The 25,703-nt window shown below is 72.0% G+C and carries 26 protein-coding genes; 14 read left to right on the forward strand and 12 right to left on the reverse strand.

Annotated features, from left to right (window positions below; all coding sequences use genetic code 11):
• Positions 1 to 2 precede the first annotated feature (2 nt).
• From HOO61_RS04000 to HOO61_RS04020, 5 genes are all read left to right on the forward strand, one after another.
• A complete protein-coding gene (locus tag HOO61_RS04000; RefSeq protein WP_172257128.1) occupies positions 3 to 977 on the forward strand; it encodes a hypothetical protein in 975 nt (324 codons plus the stop codon).
• Positions 967 to 3,294 (forward strand): cation-translocating P-type ATPase, encoded by a 2,328-nt coding sequence (locus tag HOO61_RS04005; protein ID WP_172257130.1) that lies wholly within the window; start codon positions 967 to 969, stop codon positions 3,292 to 3,294. The genes HOO61_RS04000 and HOO61_RS04005 overlap by 11 nt, the downstream gene beginning before the upstream one ends.
• Positions 3,295 to 3,501: 207 nt before the next feature.
• Positions 3,502 to 4,494: a tripartite tricarboxylate transporter substrate-binding protein gene (locus tag HOO61_RS04010; protein ID WP_172257131.1), complete on the forward strand. Its 993-nt coding sequence runs from the start codon at positions 3,502 to 3,504 to the stop codon at positions 4,492 to 4,494.
• A complete protein-coding gene (locus tag HOO61_RS04015) occupies positions 4,491 to 4,997 on the forward strand; it encodes a tripartite tricarboxylate transporter TctB family protein (RefSeq protein ID WP_172257132.1) in 507 nt (168 codons plus the stop codon). Before HOO61_RS04010 ends, HOO61_RS04015 begins: the two co-directional genes overlap by 4 nt.
• A gap of 1 nt (position 4,998) precedes the next feature.
• A complete protein-coding gene (locus tag HOO61_RS04020; protein WP_172257133.1) occupies positions 4,999 to 6,498 on the forward strand; it encodes a tripartite tricarboxylate transporter permease in 1,500 nt (499 codons plus the stop codon).
• Positions 6,499 to 6,536: 38 nt separating this feature from the next.
• On the opposite strand, the gene HOO61_RS04025 is transcribed toward HOO61_RS04020, so the two are convergent.
• The 3 genes from HOO61_RS04025 to HOO61_RS04035 are packed head-to-tail and all read right to left on the reverse strand — an operon-like array spanning position 6,537 to position 10,344.
• The gene (locus HOO61_RS04025) at positions 6,537 to 7,232 is read right to left on the reverse strand and encodes a response regulator (RefSeq protein ID WP_172257134.1); all 696 of its coding nucleotides are present in this window, start codon (positions 7,230 to 7,232) and stop codon (positions 6,537 to 6,539) included.
• Positions 7,229 to 8,875: a sensor histidine kinase gene (locus HOO61_RS04030; RefSeq protein ID WP_172258142.1), complete on the reverse strand. Its 1,647-nt coding sequence runs from the start codon at positions 8,873 to 8,875 to the stop codon at positions 7,229 to 7,231. Before HOO61_RS04030 ends, HOO61_RS04025 begins: the two co-directional genes overlap by 4 nt.
• A gap of 56 nt (positions 8,876 to 8,931) precedes the next feature.
• Positions 8,932 to 10,344: a S9 family peptidase gene (locus HOO61_RS04035; RefSeq protein ID WP_172257135.1), complete on the reverse strand. Its 1,413-nt coding sequence runs from the start codon at positions 10,342 to 10,344 to the stop codon at positions 8,932 to 8,934.
• A 104-nt stretch (positions 10,345 to 10,448) separates the two neighbouring features.
• Between HOO61_RS04035 and HOO61_RS04040 the strand changes: the two genes are divergently transcribed.
• Entirely contained in the window at positions 10,449 to 11,165 is a 717-nt protein-coding gene (locus HOO61_RS04040; RefSeq protein WP_172257136.1) for an EcsC family protein, read from the forward strand.
• Positions 11,166 to 11,202: 37 nt separating this feature from the next.
• Here the strand turns inward: HOO61_RS04040 and HOO61_RS04045 are convergent, their stop codons facing one another.
• From HOO61_RS04045 to HOO61_RS04055, 3 genes are read right to left on the reverse strand one after another with little or no spacing between them, the layout of a single operon-like run.
• Positions 11,203 to 12,522, reverse strand: coding sequence for a CotH kinase family protein (locus tag HOO61_RS04045; RefSeq protein ID WP_172257138.1), 1,320 nt, complete (start codon positions 12,520 to 12,522; stop codon positions 11,203 to 11,205).
• A complete protein-coding gene (locus HOO61_RS04050; RefSeq protein WP_172257140.1) occupies positions 12,519 to 13,286 on the reverse strand; it encodes a VTC domain-containing protein in 768 nt (255 codons plus the stop codon). Before HOO61_RS04050 ends, HOO61_RS04045 begins: the two co-directional genes overlap by 4 nt.
• Positions 13,283 to 13,882, reverse strand: coding sequence for a DUF4956 domain-containing protein (locus tag HOO61_RS04055; RefSeq protein ID WP_172257142.1), 600 nt, complete (start codon positions 13,880 to 13,882; stop codon positions 13,283 to 13,285). Before HOO61_RS04055 ends, HOO61_RS04050 begins: the two co-directional genes overlap by 4 nt.
• A gap of 88 nt (positions 13,883 to 13,970) precedes the next feature.
• Here HOO61_RS04055 and HOO61_RS04060 point away from each other — a divergent pair, with 88 nt between their 5' ends.
• Positions 13,971 to 14,330: a hypothetical protein gene (locus HOO61_RS04060; RefSeq protein ID WP_172257143.1), complete on the forward strand. Its 360-nt coding sequence runs from the start codon at positions 13,971 to 13,973 to the stop codon at positions 14,328 to 14,330.
• Positions 14,327 to 14,731, forward strand: a complete 405-nt coding sequence (locus HOO61_RS04065; RefSeq protein ID WP_172257144.1) for a hypothetical protein — start codon at positions 14,327 to 14,329, stop codon at positions 14,729 to 14,731. The genes HOO61_RS04060 and HOO61_RS04065 overlap by 4 nt, the downstream gene beginning before the upstream one ends.
• 18 nt (positions 14,732 to 14,749) lie before the next feature.
• On the opposite strand, the gene HOO61_RS04070 is transcribed toward HOO61_RS04065, so the two are convergent.
• Both HOO61_RS04070 and HOO61_RS04075 read right to left on the reverse strand, forming a co-directional pair.
• A complete protein-coding gene (locus HOO61_RS04070) occupies positions 14,750 to 15,109 on the reverse strand; it encodes a hypothetical protein (protein WP_172257145.1) in 360 nt (119 codons plus the stop codon).
• 19 nt (positions 15,110 to 15,128) lie between these two features.
• On the reverse strand, positions 15,129 to 16,478 hold the full coding sequence (locus HOO61_RS04075) for a wax ester/triacylglycerol synthase domain-containing protein (RefSeq protein WP_172257146.1): 1,350 nt from the start codon (positions 16,476 to 16,478) through the stop codon (positions 15,129 to 15,131).
• A 127-nt stretch (positions 16,479 to 16,605) separates the two neighbouring features.
• Here HOO61_RS04075 and HOO61_RS04080 point away from each other — a divergent pair, with 127 nt between their 5' ends.
• Positions 16,606 to 16,908 carry a hypothetical protein gene (locus tag HOO61_RS04080; RefSeq protein WP_172257147.1) on the forward strand — a complete coding sequence of 101 codons (303 nt, stop codon included), beginning with the start codon at positions 16,606 to 16,608 and terminating at the stop codon, positions 16,906 to 16,908.
• A 21-nt stretch (positions 16,909 to 16,929) separates the two neighbouring features.
• Here HOO61_RS04080 and HOO61_RS04085 read toward each other — a convergent pair whose 3' ends face one another.
• A complete protein-coding gene (locus HOO61_RS04085; protein ID WP_172257148.1) occupies positions 16,930 to 18,138 on the reverse strand; it encodes a YwqG family protein in 1,209 nt (402 codons plus the stop codon).
• A gap of 67 nt (positions 18,139 to 18,205) precedes the next feature.
• Entirely contained in the window at positions 18,206 to 18,865 is a 660-nt protein-coding gene (locus tag HOO61_RS04090) for a Type 1 glutamine amidotransferase-like domain-containing protein (RefSeq protein WP_172257149.1), read from the reverse strand.
• 73 nt (positions 18,866 to 18,938) lie between these two features.
• Here HOO61_RS04090 and HOO61_RS04095 point away from each other — a divergent pair, with 73 nt between their 5' ends.
• A complete protein-coding gene (locus tag HOO61_RS04095; RefSeq protein WP_172257150.1) occupies positions 18,939 to 19,346 on the forward strand; it encodes a hypothetical protein in 408 nt (135 codons plus the stop codon).
• A gap of 75 nt (positions 19,347 to 19,421) precedes the next feature.
• On the opposite strand, the gene HOO61_RS04100 is transcribed toward HOO61_RS04095, so the two are convergent.
• Positions 19,422 to 20,954 carry an LVIVD repeat-containing protein gene (locus HOO61_RS04100; protein ID WP_216658539.1) on the reverse strand — a complete coding sequence of 511 codons (1,533 nt, stop codon included), beginning with the start codon at positions 20,952 to 20,954 and terminating at the stop codon, positions 19,422 to 19,424.
• Positions 20,955 to 21,139: 185 nt separating this feature from the next.
• Here HOO61_RS04100 and HOO61_RS23985 point away from each other — a divergent pair, with 185 nt between their 5' ends.
• Complete coding sequence (locus HOO61_RS23985; RefSeq protein ID WP_172257151.1) at positions 21,140 to 21,835, forward strand: DUF305 domain-containing protein; 696 nt, start codon at positions 21,140 to 21,142, stop codon at positions 21,833 to 21,835.
• Between the two features lie 486 nt (positions 21,836 to 22,321).
• Here HOO61_RS23985 and serA read toward each other — a convergent pair whose 3' ends face one another.
• Positions 22,322 to 23,515, reverse strand: coding sequence for a phosphoglycerate dehydrogenase (gene serA / locus HOO61_RS04110; protein ID WP_172257153.1), 1,194 nt, complete (start codon positions 23,513 to 23,515; stop codon positions 22,322 to 22,324).
• Positions 23,516 to 23,613: 98 nt separating this feature from the next.
• Here serA and HOO61_RS04115 point away from each other — a divergent pair, with 98 nt between their 5' ends.
• The 3 genes from HOO61_RS04115 (at position 23,614) to HOO61_RS04125 (ending at position 25,700) form a co-directional block, all read left to right on the forward strand.
• Positions 23,614 to 24,132, forward strand: a complete 519-nt coding sequence (locus tag HOO61_RS04115) for a hypothetical protein (protein WP_172257155.1) — start codon at positions 23,614 to 23,616, stop codon at positions 24,130 to 24,132.
• Between the two features lie 84 nt (positions 24,133 to 24,216).
• Positions 24,217 to 24,816, forward strand: coding sequence for a carboxymuconolactone decarboxylase family protein (locus HOO61_RS04120; RefSeq protein WP_172257157.1), 600 nt, complete (start codon positions 24,217 to 24,219; stop codon positions 24,814 to 24,816).
• Positions 24,817 to 24,818: 2 nt separating this feature from the next.
• A complete protein-coding gene (locus HOO61_RS04125; RefSeq protein WP_172257159.1) occupies positions 24,819 to 25,700 on the forward strand; it encodes an RNA polymerase sigma-70 factor in 882 nt (293 codons plus the stop codon).
• Positions 25,701 to 25,703 lie beyond the last annotated feature (3 nt).

Genomic DNA, 25,703 nt, shown 5'->3' on the forward strand with positions numbered 1-25,703 from the left:
CCATGAGCACGCCGTTGCGCGTCGTCGCCTTCGTCGCAGCCCTCGCCACCGCCTTCGCGCTGGCCTGGGGCGGCGGCCGGCTCGTCGGGCCGCTCGACACCGAGCCTGAGAGCGGTCACCTGTCCGCGAGCGCCAGCGAGCCGACAGGTGACCGAATCGAGCGCTTGAACGGCAACCCAGGTACGCCATCGCGCCTGGTCGCCGAGGCGACTGGGCTGACCGCCCGGGCCGACGGCTTCACGCTGGCGCTCGCCGACCGCACCCCGGCCGCCGGCCGCACGCGGCTCGACTTCCAGGTCCGCACGTCCAGCGGGCGCCCCCTGCTCGACTACACGCGCGAGCACGAGAAGGACCTGCACCTCATCGTCGTGCGCCGCGACCTGACCGGCTTCCAGCACGTGCACCCGCGTCTCGACCGCTCGACCGGCACGTGGTCGGTCGACGTGCGCCTGACCCCCGGCGTGTGGCGCGTCGTCGCGGACTTCGCCCCCGAGGGCTGGGACGGCATCACGCTGGCCGACGACGTCTCCGTCGCCGGCGACTTCACCCCAGCCGCCCTCCCGTCGGACGACCGGACCGCGCGCGTCGAGACCGACGCCGGCACCTACACCGTCACGCTCGAGGGCGACACCGCCCCCGGCGCCTCGACCGTCCTCACCACGCGCGTCGAGCTCGACGGCGAGCCGGTCACCGACCTCGAGCCCTACCTCGGCGCCCACGGCCACCTCGTCGCGCTGCGCGCCGGCGACCTGGGCTACCTGCACGTCCACCCGGAGGCGGGCCCGGCCGGACCGGGCATCGACTTCGCGACGGCCTTCCCCGAGCCGGCGACGTACCGCCTGTTCCTGGACTTCCAGCATCGCGGGGCGGTCCACACGGCCGCGTTCACCGTCGAGTCAGGCGGGGCACCGTCCTCCGACGACGGCTCGACCGACCACGGCTCCTCCGACGAGGAAGGGGACGACCATGGCCACTGAGGTCCGGACTGAGGCCCAGTCCCTGCCCGAGCCGACGAGCGACGTCGAGCTCGCCATCACCGGCATGACCTGTGCGTCGTGCGCCAACCGCATCGAGCGCAAGCTCAACAAGCTCGACGGCGTGACCGCGACGGTCAACTACGCCACCGAGAAGGCCAAGGTCTCCTATCCCGGCACCGTCTCCACCGACGACCTGCTGCGCACGGTCGAGGCGGCCGGCTACGCCGCCGCGCTGCCAGTGCCGCCCGCGTCGGACACCGCCGACGAGGAGCCCGCCGAGCGCGACCCGCTGCTCCAGCGGCTGGTCGTCAGCGCCGTGCTCACCGCGCCGGTCATCGCGATGGCGATGGTCCCGGCGTGGCAGTTCACCTACTGGCAGTGGGCCTCGCTGGCGCTGGCCGCACCCGTCGTCGTGTGGGGCGCGCTGCCCTTCCACCGCGCTGCGTGGACCAACCTGCGCCACGGCGCGACGACGATGGACACCCTCGTCTCGGTCGGCGTGCTGGCCGCCTTCGGCTGGTCGCTGTGGGCGCTCTTCCTCGGCACCGCCGGCGAGCCCGGGATGACCCACCCGTTCCGCATCTCGATCGACCGCACGGACGGCGCGGCCAACATCTACCTCGAGGCCGCGGCGGGCGTGACGACCTTCCTGCTGGCCGGCCGCTGGCTCGAGCACCGGTCCAAGCGGCGGGCGGGCGCAGCGCTCCGGGCTCTGCTCGAGCTCGGCGCGCGCGACGTGGCGGTGCTGCGCGACGGTGTCGAGACCCGGATCCCGGTCGACCAGCTCGCGGTCGGCGACGAGTTCGTCGTACGCCCCGGCGAGAAGGTCGCCACCGACGGCTCGGTCGTCTCGGGCACGAGCGCGGTCGACGCCTCGATGCTGACCGGCGAGTCCGTGCCCGTGGAGGTCGGTCCCGGCGACGCCGTCGTCGGCGCGACCGTCAACGCCGGCGGGAGGCTCGTCGTACGCGCCACCCGCGTCGGCGCCGACACCCAGCTCGCGCAGATGGCGCGGCTGGTCGAGGACGCGCAGAACGGCAAGGCCGAGGTCCAGCGCCTCGCCGACCGCGTCTCCGGGGTCTTCGTGCCGATCGTCATCGGGCTCTCCGTCGCGACCCTGGGCTTCTGGCTCGGCGCCGGGGCGGGCGCCACGGCCGCCTTCACCGCCGCCGTCGCCGTCCTGATCATCGCCTGCCCCTGCGCCCTCGGCCTGGCCACGCCGACCGCCCTGATGGTCGGCACCGGCCGCGGCGCCCAGCTCGGCATCCTCATCAAGGGCCCCGAGGTCCTCGAGTCCACGCGGCGCGTGGACACGATCGTGCTCGACAAGACCGGCACCGTGACCACCGGCGAGATGACCGTCCACGCGGTCGTCGCCGCCGAGGGCGAGTCCGCCGACGACGTACGACGCCTCGCCGCCGCCCTCGAGTCGGCGTCCGAGCACCCGATCGGCCGGGCCATCGCCGCCGCCTCCTCTTCCACTCCCGCCCCCACCTCGGTATCTAGGGACGATCTGGGTGGGATCGACCGCGACATCCACCCAGAACGTCCTCAGGTACCGGTCGTGGAGGAGTTCTCCAGCCGCGAGGGCCTGGGCGTGCAGGGCGTCGTCGAGGGCCACGCCGTCGTCGTCGGGCGGCCCAGCCTGCTCGCCGACTGGGCGCAGCACCTGCCGCCGTCGCTGGTCGCCGCCGTCGATCGCGCGCAGGGCGAGGGCCGCACCGCCGTGGCCGTCGGCTGGGACGGTCGCGCCCGCGGCGTCATCGTGGTCGGCGACACCGTCAAGCCCACCTCGGCGCAGGCGGTCGCCGCGCTCCGCGATCTCGGCCTGACGCCGGTCCTGCTCACCGGCGACAACGAGGCGGCGGCCCGCCACGTCGCCGCCCAGGTCGGCATCGAGACGGTCGTGGCCGACGTACTGCCCGCCGAGAAGGTGGCCGAGGTGCAGCGGCTCCAGGGCACCGGCAAGGTCGTCGCCATGGTCGGCGACGGCGTCAACGACGCGGCCGCCCTCGCCCAGGCCGACCTCGGCCTCTCGATGGGCACCGGCACCGACGTGGCCATCGAGGCCGGCGACCTCACCCTCGTGCGCGGGGACCTGCTCGTCGCGGTCGACGCGATCCGGCTCTCGCGCCGCACCCTGGCCACGATCAAGGGCAACCTCTTCTGGGCCTTCGCCTACAACGTCGCCGCCCTGCCCCTCGCCGCGGCCGGGCTCCTCAACCCGATGCTCGCCGGTGCCGCGATGGCGTTCTCCAGCGTGTTCGTGGTGACCAACAGCCTCCGGCTGCGCGGCTTCCGCTCCTCCATCGCCTGACGCCCCGCCTGCGCCACCGAGCGGTGGTCCACCCACGTTCCGGCCGTTCAAAATGTGGCTCCACCACCGCTCCGCCCCGCGACAGGCCGCGCCCGGCAGCGGGTCGAGCTCGTGAACACAACCCGTGAACACAAGGTGCACAACGGTGACCGGGGCCGGATCAGAGGTGAGTGTGACCGAGGACACACCCCCGATGAAGGAGCTGCCATGCACCGGCGCATCCCCCTGGCCACCCTCGCCACCCTGTCGATGTTGACGCTCGCCGCGTGCGGCGGCGGAGAGGCCGACCCGGCCGACTACCCGGACGACGACATCACCCTGGTCGTCCCGTTCGCCGCCGGCGGACCCACCGACACCGTCACCCGCCTGATCGCCGAGCCGATGGCCGAGGAGCTCGGCACCGAGATCGTCGTCCAGAACGTCGAGGGTGCCGGCGGCACCGTCGCGGCGGGCCAGGTCGCCGACGCGGACCCCGACGGCTACGAGGTGCTGATCCACCACATCGGCATGTCGACGGCCCCCGGCCTCTACCCCGACCTCGCCTACGACCCGCTCGAGGACTTCAAGACCATCGGCCTGGTCACCGACGTCCCCATGACGATCGTGGCCCGCCCCGACTTCGAGCCGGAGACGCTCGAGGAGCTCGCCACCTACGTCGAGGAGAACGCCGACACCGTCACGCTCGCCAACGCCGGCGTCGGTGCGGCCTCCCAGCTGTGCGGCCTGCTCATCGAGCAGCAGCTCGGTGTGGACCTCACCGAGGTGCCGTACGACGGCACCGGCCCGGCGCTGACCGACCTCGTCGGCGGCCAGGTCGACTTCATGTGCGACCAGACCACCAACACCGCCGGCCAGATCCAGTCCGGGGACATCAAGGCGTACGCCGTCACCACGCCCGAGCCGGTCGAGGCGCTGCCCGACCTGCCGACGACCGCCGAGGCGGGCTGGACCGACGTGGAGGTCGGCGTGTGGCACGGGCTCTACGTCCCGGCCGACACGCCCGACGAGATCGTCGAGAAGCTGACCGGCGCGCTCGAGGTGGCCCTGCAGGACCAGAACGTCATCGACAGCATGGCGGACCTCGGGACCACGCCGTCGCCGGCCGAGGACGTCACGCCCGATGCCCACACGGCCAAGCTGCAGGAGCAGATCGACCTCTGGACCCCGATCATCGAGGAGTCGGGAGTCACCGGCGGATGAGCACCGAGACCATCGGGAAAGGCGCCGGGCACCGCCCGGCGCCTTTCCGGCCGGACCTGTTCGCGGGGAGCACGTTCATCGTGTTCGGCCTCGCGTTCGCGATCGGCGGTTCGCGGTACGACGTCGGCTCGGCGCTGCGGATGGGCTCGGGCTACGTCCCGCTGGCGCTCGGCGGCCTGCTGGTCGTGCTCGGGCTCGTCATCGTCGTCAACGCGTTCCGCGGCGGCGACCCGTCGATCCGCGACGTGCAGCGCGAGCCCGTCCCGTGGCGTCGCGGCGGCCTGCTCGTGGCTGCGATCCTGTTCTTCGGGTTCTTCGTCGGCGGCCTGGGCCTCGGCCCGACGCTGTTCGTGACGACCTTCATCGCGGCACTGGCCGGGCACGGCACGAGTCCGCTCAAGGCGGCGCTGACGTCCGCCGGGATCACCGCCCTGTGCCTGGTCGTCTTCGTCGCGCTGCTGCAGCTTCGGCTCCCGATCCTCGGCGACTGGCTGGGGGGCTGACGTGGACGGCATCCTCCTCGGTCTCGAGACGGCGCTGCAGCCGACCAACATCCTCATCTGCCTGCTCGGGGTCACCCTCGGCACCGCGGTGGGCGTGCTGCCCGGCATCGGGCCCACCGCGACGGTGGCGCTGCTGCTGCCGATCACCTTCGAGTTCGACCCGGTCGCCTCGCTGATCATGCTCGCCGGCATCTACTACGGCGCGCAGTACGGCGGCTCCACGACGGCCATCCTGCTCAACCTGCCGGGCGAGTCGTCCTCGGTGGTGACCGCCCTCGACGGGCACCAGATGGCCAGACAGGGGCGGGCCGGGCCCGCGCTGGCCACCGCGGCCCTCGGGTCGTTCTTCGCCGGGACCGTGGGCACGATCGTGCTCGCCCTGTTCGCCCCGCCCCTGGCGCAGCTGGCACTGCAGTTCGGCCCGGCCGACTACTTCGCGATCGTCGTCCTCGGCCTGATCGCGAGCACGGCGCTCGCCAGCGGGTCCGCAGTCAAGGCGCTCGCCATGATCGTGCTCGGCCTGCTGCTCGGCACGATCGGGCAGGACCAGTTCACCGGCGTCCCGCGCTTCACGTTCGGGGTGCGCGAGCTCTACGGCGGGCTGGACTTCGTCTCGCTGGCGGTCGGCCTGTTCGGCCTCGCAGAGATCATCCGCAACCTCGAGTCGCGGCACTCCGCCTCGATCGTGACGAAGAAGGTCGAGGGGCTCTGGCTGAAGAAGGACGACGTCCGGCGCATCACCAAGCCGGTGCTGCGCGGCACGGCCCTCGGGTCGGTGCTCGGCGTGCTGCCCGGCGGCGGGCACGTCCTGGCCAGCTTCACGTCGTACTCGGTGGAGAAGAACTTGTCGAAGGAGCCGAAGAAGTTCGGCACCGGCGTCATCGAGGGCGTCGCGGCGCCGGAGTCGGCCAACAACGCGGCCGCGCAGACGTCGTTCATCCCGCTGCTCTCGCTCGGCCTGCCGGCGCACCCGGTGATGGCGCTGCTCGTCGGGGCCTTCATCATCCAGGGCATCACCCCGGGCCCCAACGTCATCAACGACGAGCCCGAGCTGGTGTGGGGCCTCATCGCCTCGATGTGGGTGGGCAACCTGCTGCTGGTGATGCTCAACCTGCCGCTCATCGGCATCTGGGTGAAGATGCTCTCGGTGCCCTACGAGGTGATGTTCCCCGCGATCATCGCCTTCGCCTCGATCGGCTGCTACTCCCTCGGCCTCAACTCGTGGGACGTCTTCGCGATCGCGGCCGCCGGTGTCGTGGGCTACTTCCTCATCCGGTGGGGCTGCGAGGCCGCACCATTGCTGCTCGCCTTCGTGCTCGGGCCGCTGCTGGAGGAGAACCTGCGCCGCGCGATGATCATCAGCCGGGGCGACCCGACGGTCTTCGCGACCCGGCCGATCTCGGCCTCGCTGCTGCTGCTGGCCGCGGTGATCATCGTCGTCGCGGTGCTGCCGTCCGTACGTCGCAAGCGCGAGGTCGTCTTCCAGGGCGAGGACGACTGAGCTTCCCTGGCGGATTGACTTGACGTCAGTTCAATTCGTCAACGGCCGGAGGTGGAGTGCTGCCAGCGGTACTCCACCTCCGGCCGCCCGCTGCCGCCGTAGCGCAGCGAGCGCGCGACGACACCGACGTCGGCGAGGTGCTCGAGGTAGCGTCTCGCGGTGACCCGCGAGCTCTCCAGCTTCTCGGCGAGCTCGCGCGCCGACAGCACGCTGGGAGGGGTGCGCAGGTGGTCCATCGCCTCGTGGAGTCGCTCCGCGGTGAGCCCCTTAGGCAGCGCGCCGTCGGAGGTGGCGACGCGCAGCGAGCCGAGCATCCGGTCGACCTCGTCCTGCATCACCTCCTCGGGCGCGTCACCGAGCTGCCGGCGGTAGTCGGCGTACTGCTCCAGCTTGGCGCGGAACATCGGGAACGTGAACGGCTTGATGAGGTAGAGCACGACGCCGTGGGCGACGGCGCGGCGCACCATCTCGGCGTCGCGCGCTGAGGTCACCGCGATGACGTCGCACATCGTGCCGCCGGCGCGCAGGTTGCGGAGCAGGCCGAGCCCGTGGCCGTCGGGGAGGTACATGTCGAGCAGCACCAGGTCGACCTCGCGGTCGCCGAGCACGCGCGCGGCCTCCGTCGCGGAGTGGGCGACGCCGACGACGTCGAAGCCCGCGACGCGGCCGGTGTACTCCGCGTGCGCCTCGGCGACGAGCGGCTCGTCCTCGACGACCAGCACCCTGACGCTCACGACGGCACCTCAGCCTGCACCTCAGCGGGGGCCTGGGCCGGGGCCGGCGCCCGGCCGAGTACGACGACCATCTCGGCGCCGCCGAGCTCGGAGCGCCCGATCGTGACCCCGCCGCCGAGGCGCCGGGCGACCTGGGAGACCAGCGCCAGCCCGACGCCGTGCGCGTCGCCCGCGTCGACCTTCGTCGTCCAGCCGCGCTCGAGCGCGTGGGCGGCCTCCTCGGGCGTGAGCCCGGGACCGCTGTCGCCGACGACCAGCCGGGCGTGCTCGGGCGACCCCTCGAGGTGCACCACGATGCGGCGGTCGTCGCTCCCGCCGACGGCCTCGATCGCGTTGTCGACGAGGTTGCCGAGGACCGTGACGAGGTCGCGCGGGGAGCCGACGGCGAACGACGCGGGCAGCTCGCCGGTGACGGTGAGCGAGATGCCGCGCTCGGCGGCCTCGGCGGACTTGCCGAGCAGGAGCGCGGCGACGACCGGGTCGCCGACCGCCCCGACGACGCGGTCGGTGAGCATCTGCGCGACCTTCAGCTCGTCGGTGACGAAGTCGATGGCCTCCTCGCTGCGCCCGATCTCGATGAGGGAGACCACGGTGTGCAGCCGGTTGGCGGCCTCGTGGGTCTGCGCGCGCAGGGACTCGGTGAGGCCGCGGACGATGTCGAGCTCGCCGGTGACCGCCTGCAGCTCGGTGTGGTCGCGCAGGGTGACCACCGCGCCGACCTCCTTGCCGTCCCAGAAGGCCGCGCTGGAGCTGGCGACCAGGACGTGGTCGCCGGTCACGTAGACCTCGTCGGCGCCGCGCTCGCCGGACACCGCGTCGACGAGCGCCGGCGGCAGGCCGAGGTCGTCGAGCGAGCGGCCGACGACGTCCTCGGGCAGCTTGAGCAGCCGGCGGGCCTCGTCGTTGACCAGCTGCACGCGGCGCTCGAGGTCGATGAGCAGCAGCCCCTCGCGGACGGCGTGCAGGACGGCGCTGTAGTACTCGTACATCCGGGTGATCTCGCGCTCACCCATGCCGTGCGTCTGACGCCGCAGCCGCCGCGCGATCAGCCAGGCGCCGGCGACGCCGACCACCAGCACGGCCACCGCGGCGACGACGATGTCGGCGAACTCCTCGACGAGCAGGTCGTCGAGCTGGGTGAGGGTGATCCCGACGGCGACCAGCGCGACGACGGGCGCACCGGTGTTGGTGTCGGAGGCGGAGCTCTGGCCGAAGACCGGCACGATGGCCCGGATCGACGGGCCCAGCGTGCCGACGTACTCCTCGGTGTAGACCTCGCCCTGCGGCGCCCCGCCGAGGTTGCCGATGAAGGCCTTGCCGAGCTGCTCCACGCTCGGGTGCGACCAGCGCGTGCGGTCGCGGTCCATCACGACGACGAAGTCGACGCCGGTGTCGACGCGCACCGCCTCGGCGTAGGGCTGCAGCAGCGCGCTGGGGTCGCTGGTCGCCATCGCCTCGCGGACCACCGGCGAGCGCGCCACCGCCCTCGCGACCGACACCGCCTCGTCGCCGGCGCTGGCGCGGATGTCGTTGCGGGCGTCGTACGTCGCGAGCGCGAGCGCCGTGACGACCAGGACCAGCACTGCGATGAGCTGCAGGACCAGCACCTGGCGCGCCACGGACTGCTCGTGGCGAGGACGCATCAGCACCGGCCCACCGTACGCGGGTGCGTGACGGCCCTCACAGGATCATCCACCGCTCACGGCTCGATCCCGATGCCCGGGATCCGCGACCAGGCCTGCTCCTGCGCGGCGCTCATGGTCGGCCACCGGTGGCCGCCCGGGCGCGCTTCGACGCGGCTGTCGTACGACGCCGGCTGGTAGGCCGGGTCCACGAAGCAGCCGGTGCCGTACGTCGCGTCGAACCCTGCGCAGGCGGTCGCGACGCCGACGGGCGTGGGCTTCTCGCCGGTGTCGACCCACGTGTCGAGCGCGTCGAGCACGGCGGCGTACCCGCTGTTGCTCAGCGAGCTGTGCTCCGACTCGCGGCTGAAGACCTGCACGAGCGCGTCGGCGGTGCCGGCACCCTCGCGGGTCGCGCGGTAGGCCGACTCGTGCTCGACGAAGGCGGTGGGGTCGTCGATGGCGTGGAGGGTGACGGTCGGGATCCCAACGGCGCCGGTGAGGTCGCTGTCCCAGGTGAGGTCGCGCCTCGCGGACGGGTCGGCCGCGAACCGCTCGACGCCCTGGTTGAGGGCCTTGTCGTCGTGGCTGCCGGAGTAGCGCACGCCGACGTTGCTGAACGGGTTCCGACCGTCGAGCCGGTTGTGCACGATGTCGCGGAAGGTGAAGGTCGCGAAGCGCAGGTGCGACTCGAGGGTGCGCTCGGGCACCTTCGTGACGGCGAGGATGTCGTCGAGGTTGCGCTGCTGCAGGGCGGTGCGCTCTGCGGGCTCGGACTGGTGGCCGGTGCACTCCTGGAGCCGCGAGCGCAGGCCGGCGGACGTCATCGTCGAGTCCTTCCGCAGCCCCATCCAGAGGGGGTACTGCGGCTCGGTCGGGCGCGGGTGGTTGCCGCAGTAGTACTGGTAGACCACGCGCAGGTCGACGCGGTAGTCGTAGCCACGGGAGGCGCCGGCCAGCACGCCGTTGGTCAGCAGCACGCCATCGTACGACGTGGGGTGCACCTCGACGAGCTTGGCGGCGACGTCGCCGCCCCACGACTGCCCGTGGGCGAGCGTCGTACCGGGCACGCCGAAGGACTCCTCGAAGACCTGCCGGGCGCTCTCGGTGTCGGCGACGGCCATCCGGGTGCCGTAGCCGCCGCGGCGGTAGGCCGAGCCGACCCACGCGTAGCCCTCGCGGGCCATCACCGCCCAGCGGTCGAGGTCCTCGACGCTGCGGGCCGGGTCGGACGCGGCGCCGAGGTCGGGACCGCCGTGGGCGTGGACGACGAGGTCGCCGTTCCAGTCGTGCGGGACGGCGATGGCGTAGTAGGCGCCGTTGTCGTCCTGGCCGGTCCAGCAGTCGGCGACGTCGGCGACCCCGGCCGGGCAGGCCGACGGGGTCGGGCCGGTGGCGGCCGAGGCGGGGACGGGGGCGAGCAGGGCGCCGGCCAGCAGCGCCGAGCCGGCCGCGGTGGCAGCGCGGGCGAGAGCGGATCGATGGGGCATGAGGAGCCTCCGGGATGGGGGGGCGGACGACCGAGTGCGTCCGGACCCCTGACGCTAGGAGGGTGTGACGCCCGTCTCACCGTTGTGTTCGTAGTGTTTGCCGCATGGGACTCAAGGACCTCCGCATCCCCGGCCGCGCCGAGGCTCGTACGACGGCCTCCGCGCTCGAGGCCGCCGACGACCAGCAGCACGACCCCGGCGCCATCGACCGGCTGGTCACGATGCTCCTCGACGTCGGCCTCGACGGGCGCGGCCCGCTGGACCCGGTCCGCGAGGTGGCCGACGAGGCGCTGCGCAAGGCGGGCGGTGACCGCGACAAGGCGATCGCCGCGCTGGCCCGACGCACCACCCTCACCGGCGGCATCGGCGGCTTCGTCACCGGTCTCGGCGGCTTCGTCACGATGCCGGTCGCGCTGCCGGTCAACGTCGCGGAGTTCTACCTCCAGGCGACCCGGCTGGTCGGCGCGATCGCGGTGCTGCGCGGCCACGACGTCGACGACCCGCGCGTGCGCAGCGCGATCCTGCTGACGCTCGTCGGCGCTGACTCCGACGAGGTGCTCAAGCGCGCCGGCATGTCGACCGCCGGCAGCCGCGCGACGGCGTTCGCCCTCGGCAGCCTGCCGCCCGCGGCGCTGATGATGATCAACAAGGCCGTCGGCTTCCGGCTCATGCGCGGGGTCAGCGAGAAGACACTCGCCGGCCTCGGCCGCGGCGTCCCCCTCGCGGGCGGGCTCGTCGGCGGCGGCATCGACGGCTTCATGATGAAGAAGATCGCCGACCACGCGATCAAGGAGCTCCCGGTCGTGGCCGACGCCGGTTGAGTGCGCTCGCGGTCGCAGTCGCCGCGGCGCTGCGCACTCAACCCTCGATGGACGCCCGGATGGCGCCGGCCTCCTGCTCGACCGTGTCGGCGTCGACGAGGTCGCCGGCCTGCTCGGTGAGGACCGCGACCCACTGGTCGAGGACGTCCTCGGCGTAGCCGCTGGCGTAGAGCTCCTCGGTCAGGTCGGCCTTCTGCTGCTCGACAAGGTCGGCCCACTCCTCGACCGCGGTGAAGCGCTCGACGAGGACGTTCGAGCCGCCCGTCGGGCCCGGGCCACCCATCCCGCCGGGACCGCCCTCGGGCATGTCGGTCGGCATCCCCTCCGGGCGCTCGGGTCGCTCGCCGTCCCCTCCAGGGAGGCCGCCGGGACCACCGGCCCCGCCGAATCCGTCCGGCGACCCGCCGAAGGCGAGGTTGTGGTCCCAGGCCACGACGGTGAACGCGCCGGACTCGGCGTCCCAGCGCAGGTACGAGTTGTTGCCGGGGCCGTCGATGTCGTCGAAGTTGTCGACGACCTCCTCGAAGGCGAGGTAGCGGGCGAAGGCCTGCACGTCGAGCCGCTCGGGCAGCTCGGCGGCGAAGTCCCCGTCGCTGCTGTTGTTGAGGAAGTCCAGGAAGTCGATCAGCGGCGTGAGGTCGTCGTCGCCGGTCTCCTGGTCGAAGACGCCGGCGTAGGCGTCGGGGTCGTCGCCGCGCCACGACCAGTCGCCGCCGGCCTCGGCCTTGTAGAGCAGCCCGTCGGTGGCGAAGTTCTCCGCCTCCCAGTCCTCGTCGAGGTTCTGCACGACGAGCCGCAACCGCGCGTCGGTGCCGTTGACGCTGAACGAGGACGCGACGGCATGCTCGCTCGCCAGCCCGGCCTCGGCGAGCAGGTCCAGCGCGACGGCCTCGTTGAGCGCGGTCTCCGAGCTGTTGGAGCGGACGACGAGCTCTCTCCAACCGTCGATCGACCGGTCGTCGACGAACTCGTCCAGCCGGATCAGCCACGGGAGGTCGGTCGGGTCGGCGTCGTCGCTGACGCCGCGCAGCGAGGAGTTGCCCTTGAGCCGGATGCCGGCGCGCTCGAAGACCTCGCCGTCGATGGTGACGGTGGCCTCGAGCCACTCCTTCTCCCCCGAGTCCTGGTAGGTCTCGATCATCGCCGCGACGGCGTCCTCGTCGACCTCGATCTCGATCGAGTGGACCCGGCTCGCGTCCCACACGCCGCTGCCGTCGGCGACGTCGCGGGCGGCGGTCGTCGCGCCGGTGGTGGCCACGGCGCCGGGCTCGGAGGACGTGCCGACGGCGCACCCGCCGAGGGTGAGGGACGCGACGACGGCAAGGGCCAGCGGTCGGCGTACGAATCGAGGTCTCATGCGAGGGCTCCTTCACGGAGGGTCAGGTGGTCGGCCAGGTGGCGGGTGGTGACGCGGTGCCAGCGGTTGCCGCGGAGCGCGGGAATCAGCAGCGCCAGCCCGGTGGCGTACTTGGAGATCCGCACGGGCCGGTGGCCGAGCTCCCACAGGCGCCGGTCGAGCGGGCCGGGGCGCGGCGTGCCGGACTTGGTCTCGACGACCAGCACGTCGCCGACCTCAGCGGTGCCGTGGCCCGAGACCCAGCGCAGCCCGCGGTCGAGGGTCGCGCGGCCGGCGTCGCCGGGCAGGAGAAGGGTGGTACGCCGATAGGTGGTGTGGAGCGTCGCGACGAGGCCGGACGGGTCGACGTCGTGGACCTGCGCGGCGCCGAGCCGGTCACGCACCCAGGCTGCAGCGGGGCCGGCCACGTCGGCCCCGTCGTGGGGCAGCCGCTCCTTGACGGTGCTGCCACGCGGGCCGCGGGTCTTGACCTCGAGCCAGCGCTCGCCGGTGTCGGCGTACACCCGGGTGCGCACCTTCCAGCGGCGGCGCCGGCGGTTGGCAGCACAGGTCCAGCTGTCGAGCTCGACGGTGTCGAGGTACGTCGACTCGTAGCGCGAGCTGCGGCGGCCGTCGATCTCGAGCACCCGCAGCCCCACGATGCCCACCACTGCATCGAGCTCGGAGGCGGGGACGACGTACTTGCGGTCGGTCCTGGTCAGCAGCTCCGCGCGGTCGTTGAGCTCCTCGAGCGAGACCGCGGGGAGGTGGTTCAGCGCGCTCATCGGGTCACGGCCGGTACGTCGTGGCGCTCGGCGCGCGGCATGGCCGGGCGGGGCGCGAGGGCGTAGTGGACCTCGACCGTGGTGGTGTCGTCGACGAGGTCGACACGGATCGGGGTGACCCGGTTGACCTTCGCGTCCAGGAGCAGCTCGAGGCGGCTGACCAGCTCGCGCTCGTCGGTGACGGCGTGGTCGAGCACGACGACCTGCCGCAGGCCGGTGGCGTGCAGCAGACGGCTGTCGGCGAGGGCGAGCACGAGGACGAGACCGACCATGAGCGCGATCGAGAGGCCCACGTCGCCGGTGCCGAGACCACCGAGCAGGCCGATGGCGAGGGCGGCGAAGTAGTAGGCGATCTCGTGCTGGCCGAGCTCGTCGGAGCGGAGTCGGATGATCGACAGCACCCCGAAGAGTCCGAGGCCCAGCCCGACGGTCGCGGCGCTGTTCGCCAGCACGATGGTCACGGCGAGCACGCCGACGTTGACCGCGACGAACGCGGTGACGAGGTCGGCGCGACGGTGGCGCGGGTAGTAGACGGCGAGGGCGAGCACCAGCACGGCGATGAGGTCGGCGGCGGCGAGGAGGTAGGTGGGGTCCATGCGGGGAACGGTCGCCGGTCGACCTGTCGGTGGCCTGCCGCGATCCTGTGACGGGTCTGTGAGGGCGCCCCTGCGACAATCGACCCTCGTGGACGGACCCCTGCCCCTCGCGCTGCTCGTCGCCTCGCTCCTCTTCGCCGTGGTCGTGCTGGTCTACGTCGTTCTCGACCGCACACCGGACTGGGGGCTGCTCGGCTTCGCCGCGGTCATCGAGGCCGCGACGCTGGTGCTGCTGGTCGTCGCAGCGGTGCAGGTCGGCGACGCCGACCTCTCCGGGCCGTCGGCGATCACGCTGTTCGGCTACCTGGCGGCCGGGCTCGTGCTGCTGCCGCTCGGTTTTGCCTGGTCGCTGGCCGAGCGCAGCCGCGGCGCCACCGCCGTGCTGATGGTCGCGGGTCTTACCCAGGCCTTCGTCGTCGTACGCGCCCTGCAGGTGTGGCAGTCGTGACCCGCACCGCCACCTCCACCTCCGCGGGCCTCGGCCGCGCCCTCGTCGCGGTGTACGGCGTCTTCGCCCTCGCCGCGACCGCCCGCTCGCTCGTGCAGCTGGCCACCAAGGCCGACGAGGCGCCGCTGGCGTACGCCCTCTCGGCCGTGGCCGCGCTCGTGTACGTCGCCGCCACCCTCGGCCTCGCGGAGGTCGGGCCGAACCCCCGCCGGCTGGCCTGGGCTGCGGTGGGCTTCGAGCTCGTCGGGGTGCTCACTGTCGGCACGTTGACCGTGCTCGACCCGGAGCTGTTCCCGGACGCGACCGTGTGGTCGGACTACGGCGCGGGGTACGGCTGGCTGCCGCTCGTGCTGCCCTTCGTCGGCATCGCGTGGCTCTGGCACACGCGGGGACGGGACTGAGTCGCCGAGGACACGCTCCTAGGTCGACGAACGACCCGCGTGGTGCGCGCGGTAGGGCTGGTAGAGCCGCCCCAGGAACGACTCGAGCTCCGCTGCGAGGTCGTCGTCCAGGGACGGGAACGAGAAGGTCGCCTTGCCGGTCCGGCGCTTCCGGAGCTCCTCCGAGGAGCCCTCGAGCGCCTCCGGCCACGTGTCCACGGCGATCGCGTACAGGCTCACCTTGGTGGTGCTCCGCTTGACGGCTGCGAAGTAGTCGTGGGCGCCGGAGCCGGGCCATCGCAGGGACGGCATGCCGTAGATGGTCGCGTCCTCGAGCTCGTCCCGGTAGGGCTCGAGGAGCGCCCAGATCCGGGCTTCGACCGCGTCGAGGTCTGCCATCGTCACGAGTGTAGGAGCCCTACGGCTCGAGACCGGCGATCACGCCCAGCTCGTCACGCAGACCGGCCAGGAGCACGTCGAGGTCGGGGAAACCGTCGGGATCGACGACGGCGGTGACGGTCACCGTGCCGGCGTAGGAGAGCACCTCGAAGTACGCCGTCACGTTGCCGCTCTCCGACAGCGCGATCGGCACCGCGGCGCGGACCGGGCGTCCGGCGAGGTGCACCGTCTGCTCGGGACCGCGCACGTGGCTCACCAGGGTGTGCAGCCGCTGCTGGTGACGCATGTACCAGCGGAAGCCACCCAGGGCGGCCAGCGGCCGGAACAGCCCGCCCAGCAGGGCGATCGGCGGTGGCCCGCTCGCGTCGGACCGATGGCGACGTACGTGGCTGGAGACGGCGAGCAGCCGGCTGCGGGTGTCGTCGGTGGCCGGGACGGTGACGAGCATCGGGCTGACCATGTTGCCGAGCGAGGCGGTGTCGTCGCTGCGCCGGCCGGAGACCGGTACGGCGATCACCACCGCGTCGACCGCCTCGCCCCGTGCGCGCAGCACCCGCTGCAGCGCACCGGCGACCGCGGCGAGCACGGCGTCGTTGCCGGTGGCCCCGAACCGGTGGGCGGCCTCCCGCAGCGCCCGGCCGTCGACGGACACCACCCCGATCGCGCGCCGCGGCCCGGTCGGCCGGAGCAACGAGCACGGTGCGACGCGCGGCGGGACGAGCCCGCCGGCGGCGGCGAAGGAACGGCGTACCTGCCGGAGCCACCACGAGAAGCGGCCCAGTGACCGCACGCGCGTGCGCCAGGCGTCGCGGGCGAGCGCGCGGGCCGTCGGACGGTGCCGCGGGAACGGTTGCTCCGGGGCGGGTCCACCGGGGTCGACAAGGGCCACGAGGACGGCCAGGCCGCCGACCCCGTCGGCGAGGACGTGGTGCAGGACCAGCACCAGGCTCGTGGAACCGTCCGCACGGCCCGTGACGACCACGGCCGACCACAGCGGCGCGTCCACCGGCAGGGGCTCGGCGACCACGGCCAGGACGGTGTCGAGGAAGGCCTGCTCGTCCCCCGGAGACCGGCACGCGACGTGGCGCACGTGTCGGCGTACGTCGAAGCGCGCGTCGTCGACCCAGATCGGCCCGCCGCAGCCCCACGGGGTGGGCACCAGGCGCTGCCGCATCCGCGGGATCGTCGTCAGCCGCTCACCGACCAGCCGCGTCACCGTCGCGACGTCGACAGGCGTCGAGCCCGGCTCAAGGACCAGCGCCACGCCGATCTGCTCCGCACGGCCGCCACCCTCCATGGCGAGGAAGGCACGGTCCGCGGTACTGGCGCGCTCGATGCTCGGCCCGCGGACGTGGAGTCGGGTGCTCACACGAGCAGACTGCCTCCGCCTACGCGCACCCCTGTAGGGGACAACGTCACGTCCTGGGCCGGGCACACATGGCGCCCAGCAGGTGGGGAACAGGAGGTCATCCATTCGCGACCGAGGGGATGACCCGATGACCAGCCCGGACGAGACGACTACCGAACCAGCCGCCACCGAGCGGAGGTCGACGCCCAACGCGTCCGGTCCGCAGGGAGCGGCGGGCGGGATGGGCTCCAGCAGCGAGCGTGTCGGCCACACCGGCCCGGGACAGGTCGGCGCGGACGGCCTGCGGGACACCTCGGTGCAGGACACCCCTGAGGACGCACCCCCGGAGCAGAGCCCCGGTGGCGAGGAGCCCCAGCCGGACGGGATCGCGCCCAAGGCGGGCTATCCCAGCCTCGACCCGCGGCACGAGGACAAGCCCTACAAGGGCTGACGCGACGGCCGCTGGGCCGGCCTAGCCGCACTGCAAGGTGGCCAGCGCCTCTTCCGGCTCACCCGGGCTGCGGGCGAGGTAGTAGAGCTGGCCGACGTCCCCCCACATCATGTCCGCGGCGTCGTCGGAGGCCACTTGGAGCACGAGCTGCCAGCCGGTGGCCGCGGCCTGCACCTGCGGGTCGTCCCACTCGAAGGGCTCACCGGTGAGCCCACGGTGCAGCTGTTCGACCTCCATCTCCACCGCGTTCTGCTGGGGGCAGGCGTGGCCCCCGATCTGGTGGGTGTCGTACCCACCGTGCGGAAGCTCGTGGAGGGCGTCGTAGAGCGCTGCCACGGGCGGCGCGGGGACGCCCGGCCGGGGGCCCACGAGCCCGGCCCTCGCCCAGACCGCCTCGGCGGTCGGCGACTCGCGGCCCGGCCAGGTCATGGTCCTGACAGCTGTCAGCGCGACAGCGGGGAAGGGCGTGAGGCCGGGCGGGGCAGGCGTCGCGAGGTGCATGCGGTCGTGCGGTGCGGCCTGGTCCGGGTGCAGGTGCATCACCCGGGATCCGGGGCGCGTCGTCGGGTCCCACGTCCCGACCGCGCTGGTGAAGTCGTCGAAGGCGCCGTCGAAGTAGAAGAACGCGAGGCGGCCGGTGGTCGGGAGACCGAGCTCGGGCAGCATCGCCGCCACGGCCTCGCACTCGAAGGTGAGGACGTGGCTCAGCGGGCCGTGACCGTCCCACACCGGCCACGAGTTGATCGGCAGGCTCGGCAGGCCCCCGAGCTGGCCCACCACCGGATCCCCCTCCGCCGCGTGCTCGAGTCGGAGCGCCGGCCGCAGCAGGGCGAGGAAGTCCTGCGGCGCGGCGCCCGGGAGGTGCTCGTGCGCCAACGCGGTGACCGCGGTGAGCCGTTCCGCGGTCTCGTCACGCGTGCGCGGCGAGGGCTCCGCCTCGGTCTCAGCCCTCGCTCCGACGACGTGCTCCACCACCCCGCGGCGCGGGTCTGCCCGCAGCACCACGGTCGAGGTCCGGCCGTGGACGTCCTGGAGCTCCAGGATCGCGTCCAGGGAGCCGTCTCGTGCGAGGCGGATGCCGTCGGTGCGGCTGCCGAACCCCTTGGCCGAGCTCCCCAGGAGCGCCATCTGGGGCAGCATCTCCTCGTGGTGCAGCCGCATCCGCTCCTGGAGCTCTCGCGTCAGGGCGTCATGCCGCGCCATGAGCTCGTCGTACCGATCGGCTGCCACAGGGCGTTCCTACCACTCCGAGGAGGCGCATGCGGCGGGTTCGTGCACCCTGGCCGCGTGCCTACCTCTATGAGGTGAGCAGCTTCCAGTGCCCCTCGGAGATGACCTCGACCGCGCCGTCGGTGACCGCGATCGCCGACTGGTCGTCGAGGGCGTAGGCGGGCCCGCCGATGTCGGCCGACCAGCGCTCTGCGTCGGCCAGGGAGTTCTCCGGGAAGACGTCCAGGTGCGGGAAGATGGAGAAGTCCACGACACCGAGGGCGCGGTCGTCCGGAGCGGACGCCCAGCCCACGAAGTCGTCGCCGACCCGCGGGGTCATCACCATGCTGCCGGCACTGACCCCGACCCAGACCGTGTCGGTGAGCTGTGGCAGGAGGTCGGCGAAGCCGGACTCGCGCATCCAGTGGCACAGGTACGCCGTCTCGCCGCCGGCGACGAGCAGCACGTCAGCCTGCTCCACCCACGGCACCCAGACGTCCTTGCCGGTCGCGGCCAACGCGCTCAGCTCGAGGACGCCGAGCGACTTCCAGCCCAGGGAGGTCATGCCGCCCCAGGCCCGCCCGGTCAGGTAGTCCGGTGCCGCCGGCGGCACCTCCCGGGGGCAGCCCCACAGGGCCGTCGGGATGCAGAGCGCCGTGGAGTCGGCGATCGGCTTGCCCAGCAGCTCGACCAGCGACGCCTCGATGCTGGCATTCGTGATGCCACCGGACGTGAGCAGCAGCTTCATGAGCCCTCCCGAGTCGGCCGCCAGTGGATCACGGTGAGGCATCATGGGGACAGCCCTCGTCCCAGGAGCAACCGTGGTCGACATCCGGTTCTATCAGGCGGCCGTCGTCGTGATCCCGATCCTCGTGGTCGCCGCTGCCTTCATGAGCCGCGACCTCGATCCCGAGGGTCGGCAGTCGGGACGGGAGCCCCGCTGGCTGGGCGGGTTGGGCATCACCGGGGCGATCGTCGCGGCCTGTCTCGTCCTCGTCGCGGAGCTCCTCGCGCTCGGGTCGCTGGCCGCCGGCGAAACAGCAGCGTGGACGTTCGTCGTCGTACTCACCGCCATCACCCTGCTCTCCGCGGGCCTCGCGGTCATGGCCGTGCACCAGCTGGTCGAGCCCCTGCGCGGAACGTGGCTGCAGGGGATCGAGTGGCTGGTCATCGTGACGACCGCGGTCTTCGCCGCAGCGGCGATCAGCCTCGCCTTCCTGGAGACGTGAGCACCACGCGCCACCACGCGACAGACCCCGGGGCCGTGGAGGCCCCGGGGTCCGGAATGTTGCGCGTCTGGCAGGTCAGCCGTTGTAGGACGGCTGGGACTGCGGGTTGAAGACGTCCATCGGGTTCTTCGCCGCGCGGTTGATGACCTTGTCATCGACCTTGATCACGTCGAAGCCCTTCTGGATGTCGTTGGAGTAGATGTAGCCGTTGTAGTAGTACGCCGACCACGAGCCGCCGATCTGGCCGGCGGGGAGCGGACCCCGGTCGAACCAGGCGATCTCCCGCGGCTTCTTGGAGTTGGTGAAGTCGAACACCGAGATGCCGCCCTGGTACCAGGCCTGCACCATGATGTCCTTGCCGTTCACCGGGATCAGCGAGCCGTTGTGGGCCACGCAGTTCTCGGTGGACGCCTGGGTGCGCGAGATCTTGTAGTAGCTCTTGAACGCCAGCTGGCCGTCCTCGATGTCGTAGATCCCGTCCGCCCCGCGGGTGGGGCCGACCTCTGGGTTGCACGTCGCCGCGCCGCCACCGCCGAGCTCGTCGGTGAACAGCACCTTGGTGCCGTCGTTGTTGAAGGTGGCGGAGTGCCAGAACGCGAAGTTGGTGGTGTCGCGCACCTGCTCGGTCAGGACCGGGTTCTCCCGGTCGGCGATGTCGAGCAGGATGCCGTCACCCATGCAGGCGCCGGCCGCGATGTCCTTGGACGGGTACGCCGTGATGTCGTGGCAGCCGCTGGTCGTGCTGGACCCGTTGCCGCCCGGGTTGCCGCCGTCCGCGAAGAGCACGGGCTCCGTGACCACCGCGGCGGTCTGCGGCGCGTCCACCGGGATCTTCACGACCGAGATGGAGTCGTGCGGCGGCTGGCAGTCGGGGAACGCCGCATTGGGGCTGTACGACGAGACGTAGGCGTAGAGGTTCGCCCCGTCCTTGCTCGGGGCGAGCGTGTGCGTGTGCGAACCGCAGTCGGTCTCGACCGCCGCGACGTACTGCGGGCTGGCCGGGTTGCTGATGTCGAAGACCCGGATGCCCTCCCACGACTCCTTGATCGTCGCGGACTGCGCGACGTTGTCGCAGGTGTTGTTGCTGCGGCTGGAGTCCACGCTCAGGACGAGCAGGTTGCCCGAGACCGAGATGTCGTTCTGCGAGCCGGGGCAGACGACCTGGCTGACGACCTTCGGAGCCTCGGGCGTCGAGATGTCGTAGACCATGAAGCCTTCGTAGTTGCCCGCATAGGCGTAGGTGCCCTGGAACGCCAGGTCGCTGTTGAGGGCACTGGTCGAGTCGAACCGGCCCTGCTTGGGCAGGTTGGCGACCAGCCTGGTGTTGGGGCTCGAGGCGATCTCGCCCGCGGCGAGGTCGGACTCGAAGCCCTTCGTCTGCGCGAGGTCCTGGCCGGGGAGGCAGGCCTGCGCGAAGTTGTCGCCCGCCGCCTCGAGGCGGTCCTCACGGGCGTCGGTGCAGAGATCCTCGGCCCCGGCCCTCTCCCGGGCGCTGGTCGTGCTGTTGTCGTGGCTGTCGTGCTTGTCGTGCGCCAGGGCCGGCACCGCGGACAGGGTGAGTCCGAGAGCGACGGCGGCGGTGGCGGCGACACGTGCCCGTCCGGGCATGGACGTGCGTCTCCGAGATGAGTACATGGAACCCGAGACCTTTCATCAGTCGACGACCGCTCCGGGGTTTCCGAAACGGTCGACACCGTCGTACCGTGCCTCGGACACACAAGTAAAGACTTTTGCACCAGAATTGACGCAAGTGCCCGGCGAGAACGCATCGCCTGGCCCGCTGAAGGAGAACCGTGCTCGGACGACTCTCCCGCCCCCTGGCCGCCGCGGCCACCGGGCTGGCCATCGCCCTGTCCCTGTCCGCGTGTACGTCGGATGAGCCTGGCGCCGCGCCCGCCTCGAGCAGGAGCGACGTCGAGACGCCCGGCGTGCTCCAGCCCGGCGGTCCCGGCGAGGCGAACGAGACGATCTCGCCCGAGGACGCCGAGAAGGCCGTCGAGCCGGAGTTCAACGAGGCCGACGTGGCCTTCATGCAGATGATGGTGCCGCACCACGCGCAGGCGATCGTGATGGCTGAGCTGGCCGAGAAGCACGCCCGCAGCGACCGGGTCCGCGAGCTCGCCGCGCGCATCCGGGCGGCGCAGGGCCCGGAGATCCTGATGATGGCCTCCTGGCTCGAGGAGCGCGACATGGCGGTGCCGACGGCCGCGGAGGACCCGAGCGAGTGGGACCACAGCGAGCACGGTCACAACGGGATGGTCGGCATGCTCACCGAGGCGCAGATGGACGAGCTCAGGCGGGCTCGCGGTGCGGCGTTCGACCGGCTGTTCCTCCGCGCCATGGTCCAGCACCACGAGGGTGCGATCGACATGGCCGACGACGTCGCCGTCGACGGCATCGACATCATGGTCAGCGAGGTCGCAGCCGATGTCGCGCTCACCCAGACGGCCGAGATCGGCCGCATGCGGGAGATGCTCGACCAGGCCTGACGTCGTACCCGACGCTCAAGAACGGCCCGCCGATCGACAGACCTACGCGCTCATCGCGGCAGACCCGGACATCCGGAACGTCAGTGCGGGTAGCAGGCGCCAGCCGCTTTCACCCTCAGGTCCTCGATCAGCGCGTCGCTCAACTGAAGCACGGTTCTGAGCCATCGAAAGTCATCAGGCAGCAGTCCGAAGCGACCTCACAACGGGACTCGCGCGCCGCAGGCCCATATGCGGGGGCCACGAGCATGGTCGACGCTGCATGGGTGGAGTCAGGTCACCGCCCGACGTGCACGGCGAGTGAGAGGGTGCTGCACTGACCACGACGACGGGTGTCCCACTCAGCGGCTCGCGGGTCCTCACCTGGGTGGGGGTGGTGCTCCTGCTCGCCATCGGGCGCCATCTCCGACCCCGCGTCGCGCTGCCTCCTCGGAACCCCCGAGAGCCTCCCGCGGCCCTGACCCGAGGCTGCCCCGCTTGCCTGCGGCTTCACCAGGTGCGGACCCACACGCAGTGCTCCGAGCGCCGCAGCTCCTCGATGGCCTCGGGCGACAGCGGCTCCGACGCGTCGGTGACGACGTACCCGAGGTGGTCCCGGGTCGACAGGTGCTGGCCGATCACGTTGTCGCCGGCCTCGGCGAAGACGGCGTTGAGCCGGGCGAGCACGCCGGGGACGTTGTGGTGGAGGAAGCCCAGCCGGTGCTCACCGTCCAGGTGGGGCGTGAGGACCTGCGGCAGGTTGACCGACAGCGCGGTGCTGCCCTGGAGGGCGAACCCGGCGAGCTTCTCCGCCACGAACCGGCCGATCTCCTCCTGCGCCTCCTGCGTCGATCCGCCGACGTGGGGCGTGAGGATGACGTTGTCGAGGCCTCGCAGCACGGACTCGAACGCGTCGCCCTGGGCCTTCGGCTCGACCGGGAACACGTCGACCGCCGCGCCCGCGATGTGCCCGGACAGGACGTGGCTGCGCAGCGAGTCGTAGTCCACCACCATGCCGCGCGAGGCGTTGATGAAGAGGGCCCGCGGCTTCATCGCGGCGAACTGGTCGGGGCCGAAGAGGCCCGCGTTGCCGGGCCGGCCGTCGACGTGGAGGCTGACGACGTCGGCGGTCTCGAGCAGCTCGGTGAGCGACGCCATCCGGCGGGCGTTGCCGTGGGCCGGGCGATCGGCCTTGTCGTAGAAGACCACCCGCATCCCGAGTGCCTCAGCGACGTTCGACAGCTGCGTGCCGATGTTGCCGTACCCGACGATCCCGAGCGTGCGGCCGCGGACCTCGTGGCTGCCCCGCGCGGACTTGTCCCACACGCCGTCGTGCATCCGCTGGGTCTTCTCCGGCAGCCGGCGGGCCAGCGCGATGATCTCGCCGATCACCAGCTCGACCACGCTCCGCGTGTTGGAGTACGGCGCGTTGAAGACGCCGACGCCCCGCTCGGCGGCCGCGCCCAGGTCGACCTGGTTGGTGCCGATGCAGAAGCAGCCGATGGCCTCCAGGCCGGGAGCTGCGTCCAGGACCTTCTCGGTCACGTTCGTGTTGGACCGGATCCCGAGCAGCTGTACGCCGTCCAGCGACTCGATCAGCTCGTCCTCGCGCAGCGCTCCGGAGCGCAGCTCGACCTCGTAGCCGCGGGACCTCAGGAGGTCGACGGCCGTCGGGTGGATGTTCTCGAGAACCAGAGCCTTCATGCCGCCAACGGTAGGGCAGTGGAGGCGAGCCGTCGGGCGCCGGTGCCCGCGCTGGACCTGTCCGACGAGAGCGGGATCTCGTACGTTGTCCACCTCCCATGACCCCGTACGCACACCTGACCGAGCAGCAGGCGGCGGCCGCCCTCGAGGAGTTCCTCGAGGAGCGGCCCGCCGCCCTGCGGCATCTCGAGCTCGCCGTGGGCGATGCGGTCGAGCTGGACCGATCGGTCGAGAGCCTCGGACCGTTGTGGGTCTGGGTGAAGAAGCGGCTCCAGCTCGGGCCGTCCGGACAGCAGCCGTCCTGGTCGAGGCTGGGGCTCGGTGAGCACGAGCGACTCGACGAGGCCTCCCTCCAGCTCCTCGACGGCCTGATCTCCTACGTGACCGAGATCGTCACGAGCGCCGCCCCGGACGCGACGTGGGAGGTGGCGACCGACCCGCACCCGCAGTTCCTCCACCAGAACCAACCGATGCTGAGGGCAGGAGCGTGGGAGCAGGTGCCGGCCACGACGATCGGCAACCTGGGGCGCCAGGTGTTCAGCGAGTGGCCGCCGGCCGACGACCGCCTCGCGTCGGTCGTCAGTACCTGGCTCGCAGATCTCGCCGACACCCGATGACCTGCTGACCCGCTACCCACCAGGTGTCACACATCGGGCGTGGCCGGCGTCTTGATGTCCTACCGACCGCCTGAGGAGGACGTCATGTCCGGAACGACCCGCATCCCCGCCACCGAGATCACCGGCTTCAAGGGATGGATGATCAAGCGCTTCGCCCGCAAGACGCTGGGCGGCACGGTCCCGACGTCGATCGGCGTCTACTGGCACCACCAGCAGGTGCTGATGGACATGGCGTCGCTCGGCAGGAAGGTCCAGAAGTGGGACCGGTGCGACGAGCAGCTCAAGTCGTTCGCGCACATGGCCGTGGCCTCGCGCGTCGGCTGCACGTGGTGCCTCGACTTCAACTACTTCGAGGCCCACAACTTGGACCTCGACATGGACAAGGCCCGGGAGGTGCCGCGCTGGCGCGAGTCGGAGGTGTTCTCCCCGCTGGAGCGGAGCGTGCTCGAGTACGCGGAGGCGATGACCGAGACCGAGCCGACGGTGACCGACGAGCTGGTCGAGTCGCTGCGCTCGCAGCTCGGTGAGGCAGGGGTGCTCGAGCTCACCGCGGTGATCGCGTTCGCGAACTTCACCACCCGCGCGAACGTCGCGCTCGGCATCGAGTCCGACGGCTTCGCCGACGCCTGCGGCCTCGAGCCGCTGGCCCGGCCGACCACGCCGCGGCTCGCCGTAAGGTCGTGACCGTGACCGAGGACCCCTTCGTCGCGCACCGCGGACTGCTCTTCACCGTCGCCTACGAGATGCTCGGCTCGGCCGCCGAGGCGGAGGACGTCGTGCAGGAGACGTGGATCCGGTGGGACGGGATCGGCGCGGACGCGCGCGGAGAGGTCCGCGACCCCCGCGCCTTCCTGGTCCGGATGGTCACGCGCAAGGCCCTTGACCGGCTCCGTGCCATCGCGCGGCGGCGCGAGGACTACGTCGGTGAGTGGCTGCCCGAGCCGCTGCTGACGGCGCCGGACGTGGCCGAGGACGTCGAGCTGGCGGAGAGCGTGTCGTTCGCGATGCTCACCGTGCTGGAGACGCTGACGCCGGTCGAGCGGGCGGTGTTCGTGCTGCGCGAGGTCTTCGACGTGCCGTACGCCGACATCGCGGAGGCGGTCGACAAGTCCGCGGCCGCCGTGCGGCAGATCGGTCACCGCGCGCGCGAGCACGTCGCGTCCCGGCGACCGCGGATGGACGTCCAGCGCAGCGAGCAGCAGCAAGTCGTCGAGCGGTTCCTCGCCGCCGTCACCGACGGTGACCTCCAGGGCCTCCTCGACGCGCTCGCTCCCGACGTCGTCCTGGTCGCGGACGGCGGCGGCATCGCCCAGGCGACGCTCAAGCCGGTGCTCGGCGCGAAGAAGGTGGCCAACCTGCTCCGCACCTTCCACAAGTTCGGCGCGAACGCCCGCATCGTCCCCGTCACCCTCAACGGCTCGCCCGGAGCCAGGATCGTCGACGTCGTGGACGGCTACGACACGGCCATCAGCTTCGTCGTCGCGGACGGCCGCGTCTCCCGGATCTACGCCGTCCGCAACCCCGCAAAGCTCGGCGGGATCGACACCGAGGCGATGCTCCGCCGGTGATCG

It is taken from the genome of Nocardioides sp. zg-1230, from assembly GCF_013155335.1.
In the GTDB taxonomy this organism is placed as follows: domain Bacteria; phylum Actinomycetota; class Actinomycetes; order Propionibacteriales; family Nocardioidaceae; genus Nocardioides.

Coding starts and splice junctions, on each gene's coding strand:
- HOO61_RS04000 (WP_172257128.1), top strand. CDS start 3: ATGAGCACGCCGTTGCGCGTCGTCGCCTTCGTCGCAGCCCTCGCCACC.
- HOO61_RS04005 (WP_172257130.1), top strand. CDS start 967: ATGGCCACTGAGGTCCGGACTGAGGCCCAGTCCCTGCCCGAGCCGACG.
- HOO61_RS04010 (WP_172257131.1), top strand. CDS start 3,502: ATGCACCGGCGCATCCCCCTGGCCACCCTCGCCACCCTGTCGATGTTG.
- HOO61_RS04015 (WP_172257132.1), top strand. CDS start 4,491: ATGAGCACCGAGACCATCGGGAAAGGCGCCGGGCACCGCCCGGCGCCT.
- HOO61_RS04030 (WP_172258142.1), bottom strand. CDS start 8,875: ATGCGTCCTCGCCACGAGCAGTCCGTGGCGCGCCAGGTGCTGGTCCTG.
- HOO61_RS04035 (WP_172257135.1), bottom strand. CDS start 10,344: ATGCCCCATCGATCCGCTCTCGCCCGCGCTGCCACCGCGGCCGGCTCG.
- HOO61_RS04040 (WP_172257136.1), top strand. CDS start 10,449: ATGGGACTCAAGGACCTCCGCATCCCCGGCCGCGCCGAGGCTCGTACG.
- HOO61_RS04045 (WP_172257138.1), bottom strand. CDS start 12,522: ATGAGACCTCGATTCGTACGCCGACCGCTGGCCCTTGCCGTCGTCGCG.
- HOO61_RS04050 (WP_172257140.1), bottom strand. CDS start 13,286: ATGAGCGCGCTGAACCACCTCCCCGCGGTCTCGCTCGAGGAGCTCAAC.
- HOO61_RS04055 (WP_172257142.1), bottom strand. CDS start 13,882: ATGGACCCCACCTACCTCCTCGCCGCCGCCGACCTCATCGCCGTGCTG.
- HOO61_RS04070 (WP_172257145.1), bottom strand. CDS start 15,109: ATGGCAGACCTCGACGCGGTCGAAGCCCGGATCTGGGCGCTCCTCGAG.
- HOO61_RS04080 (WP_172257147.1), top strand. CDS start 16,606: ATGACCAGCCCGGACGAGACGACTACCGAACCAGCCGCCACCGAGCGG.
- HOO61_RS04090 (WP_172257149.1), bottom strand. CDS start 18,865: ATGAAGCTGCTGCTCACGTCCGGTGGCATCACGAATGCCAGCATCGAG.
- HOO61_RS04100 (WP_216658539.1), bottom strand. CDS start 20,954: ATGCCCGGACGGGCACGTGTCGCCGCCACCGCCGCCGTCGCTCTCGGA.
- serA (WP_172257153.1), bottom strand. CDS start 23,515: ATGAAGGCTCTGGTTCTCGAGAACATCCACCCGACGGCCGTCGACCTC.
- HOO61_RS04115 (WP_172257155.1), top strand. CDS start 23,614: ATGACCCCGTACGCACACCTGACCGAGCAGCAGGCGGCGGCCGCCCTC.
- HOO61_RS04120 (WP_172257157.1), top strand. CDS start 24,217: ATGTCCGGAACGACCCGCATCCCCGCCACCGAGATCACCGGCTTCAAG.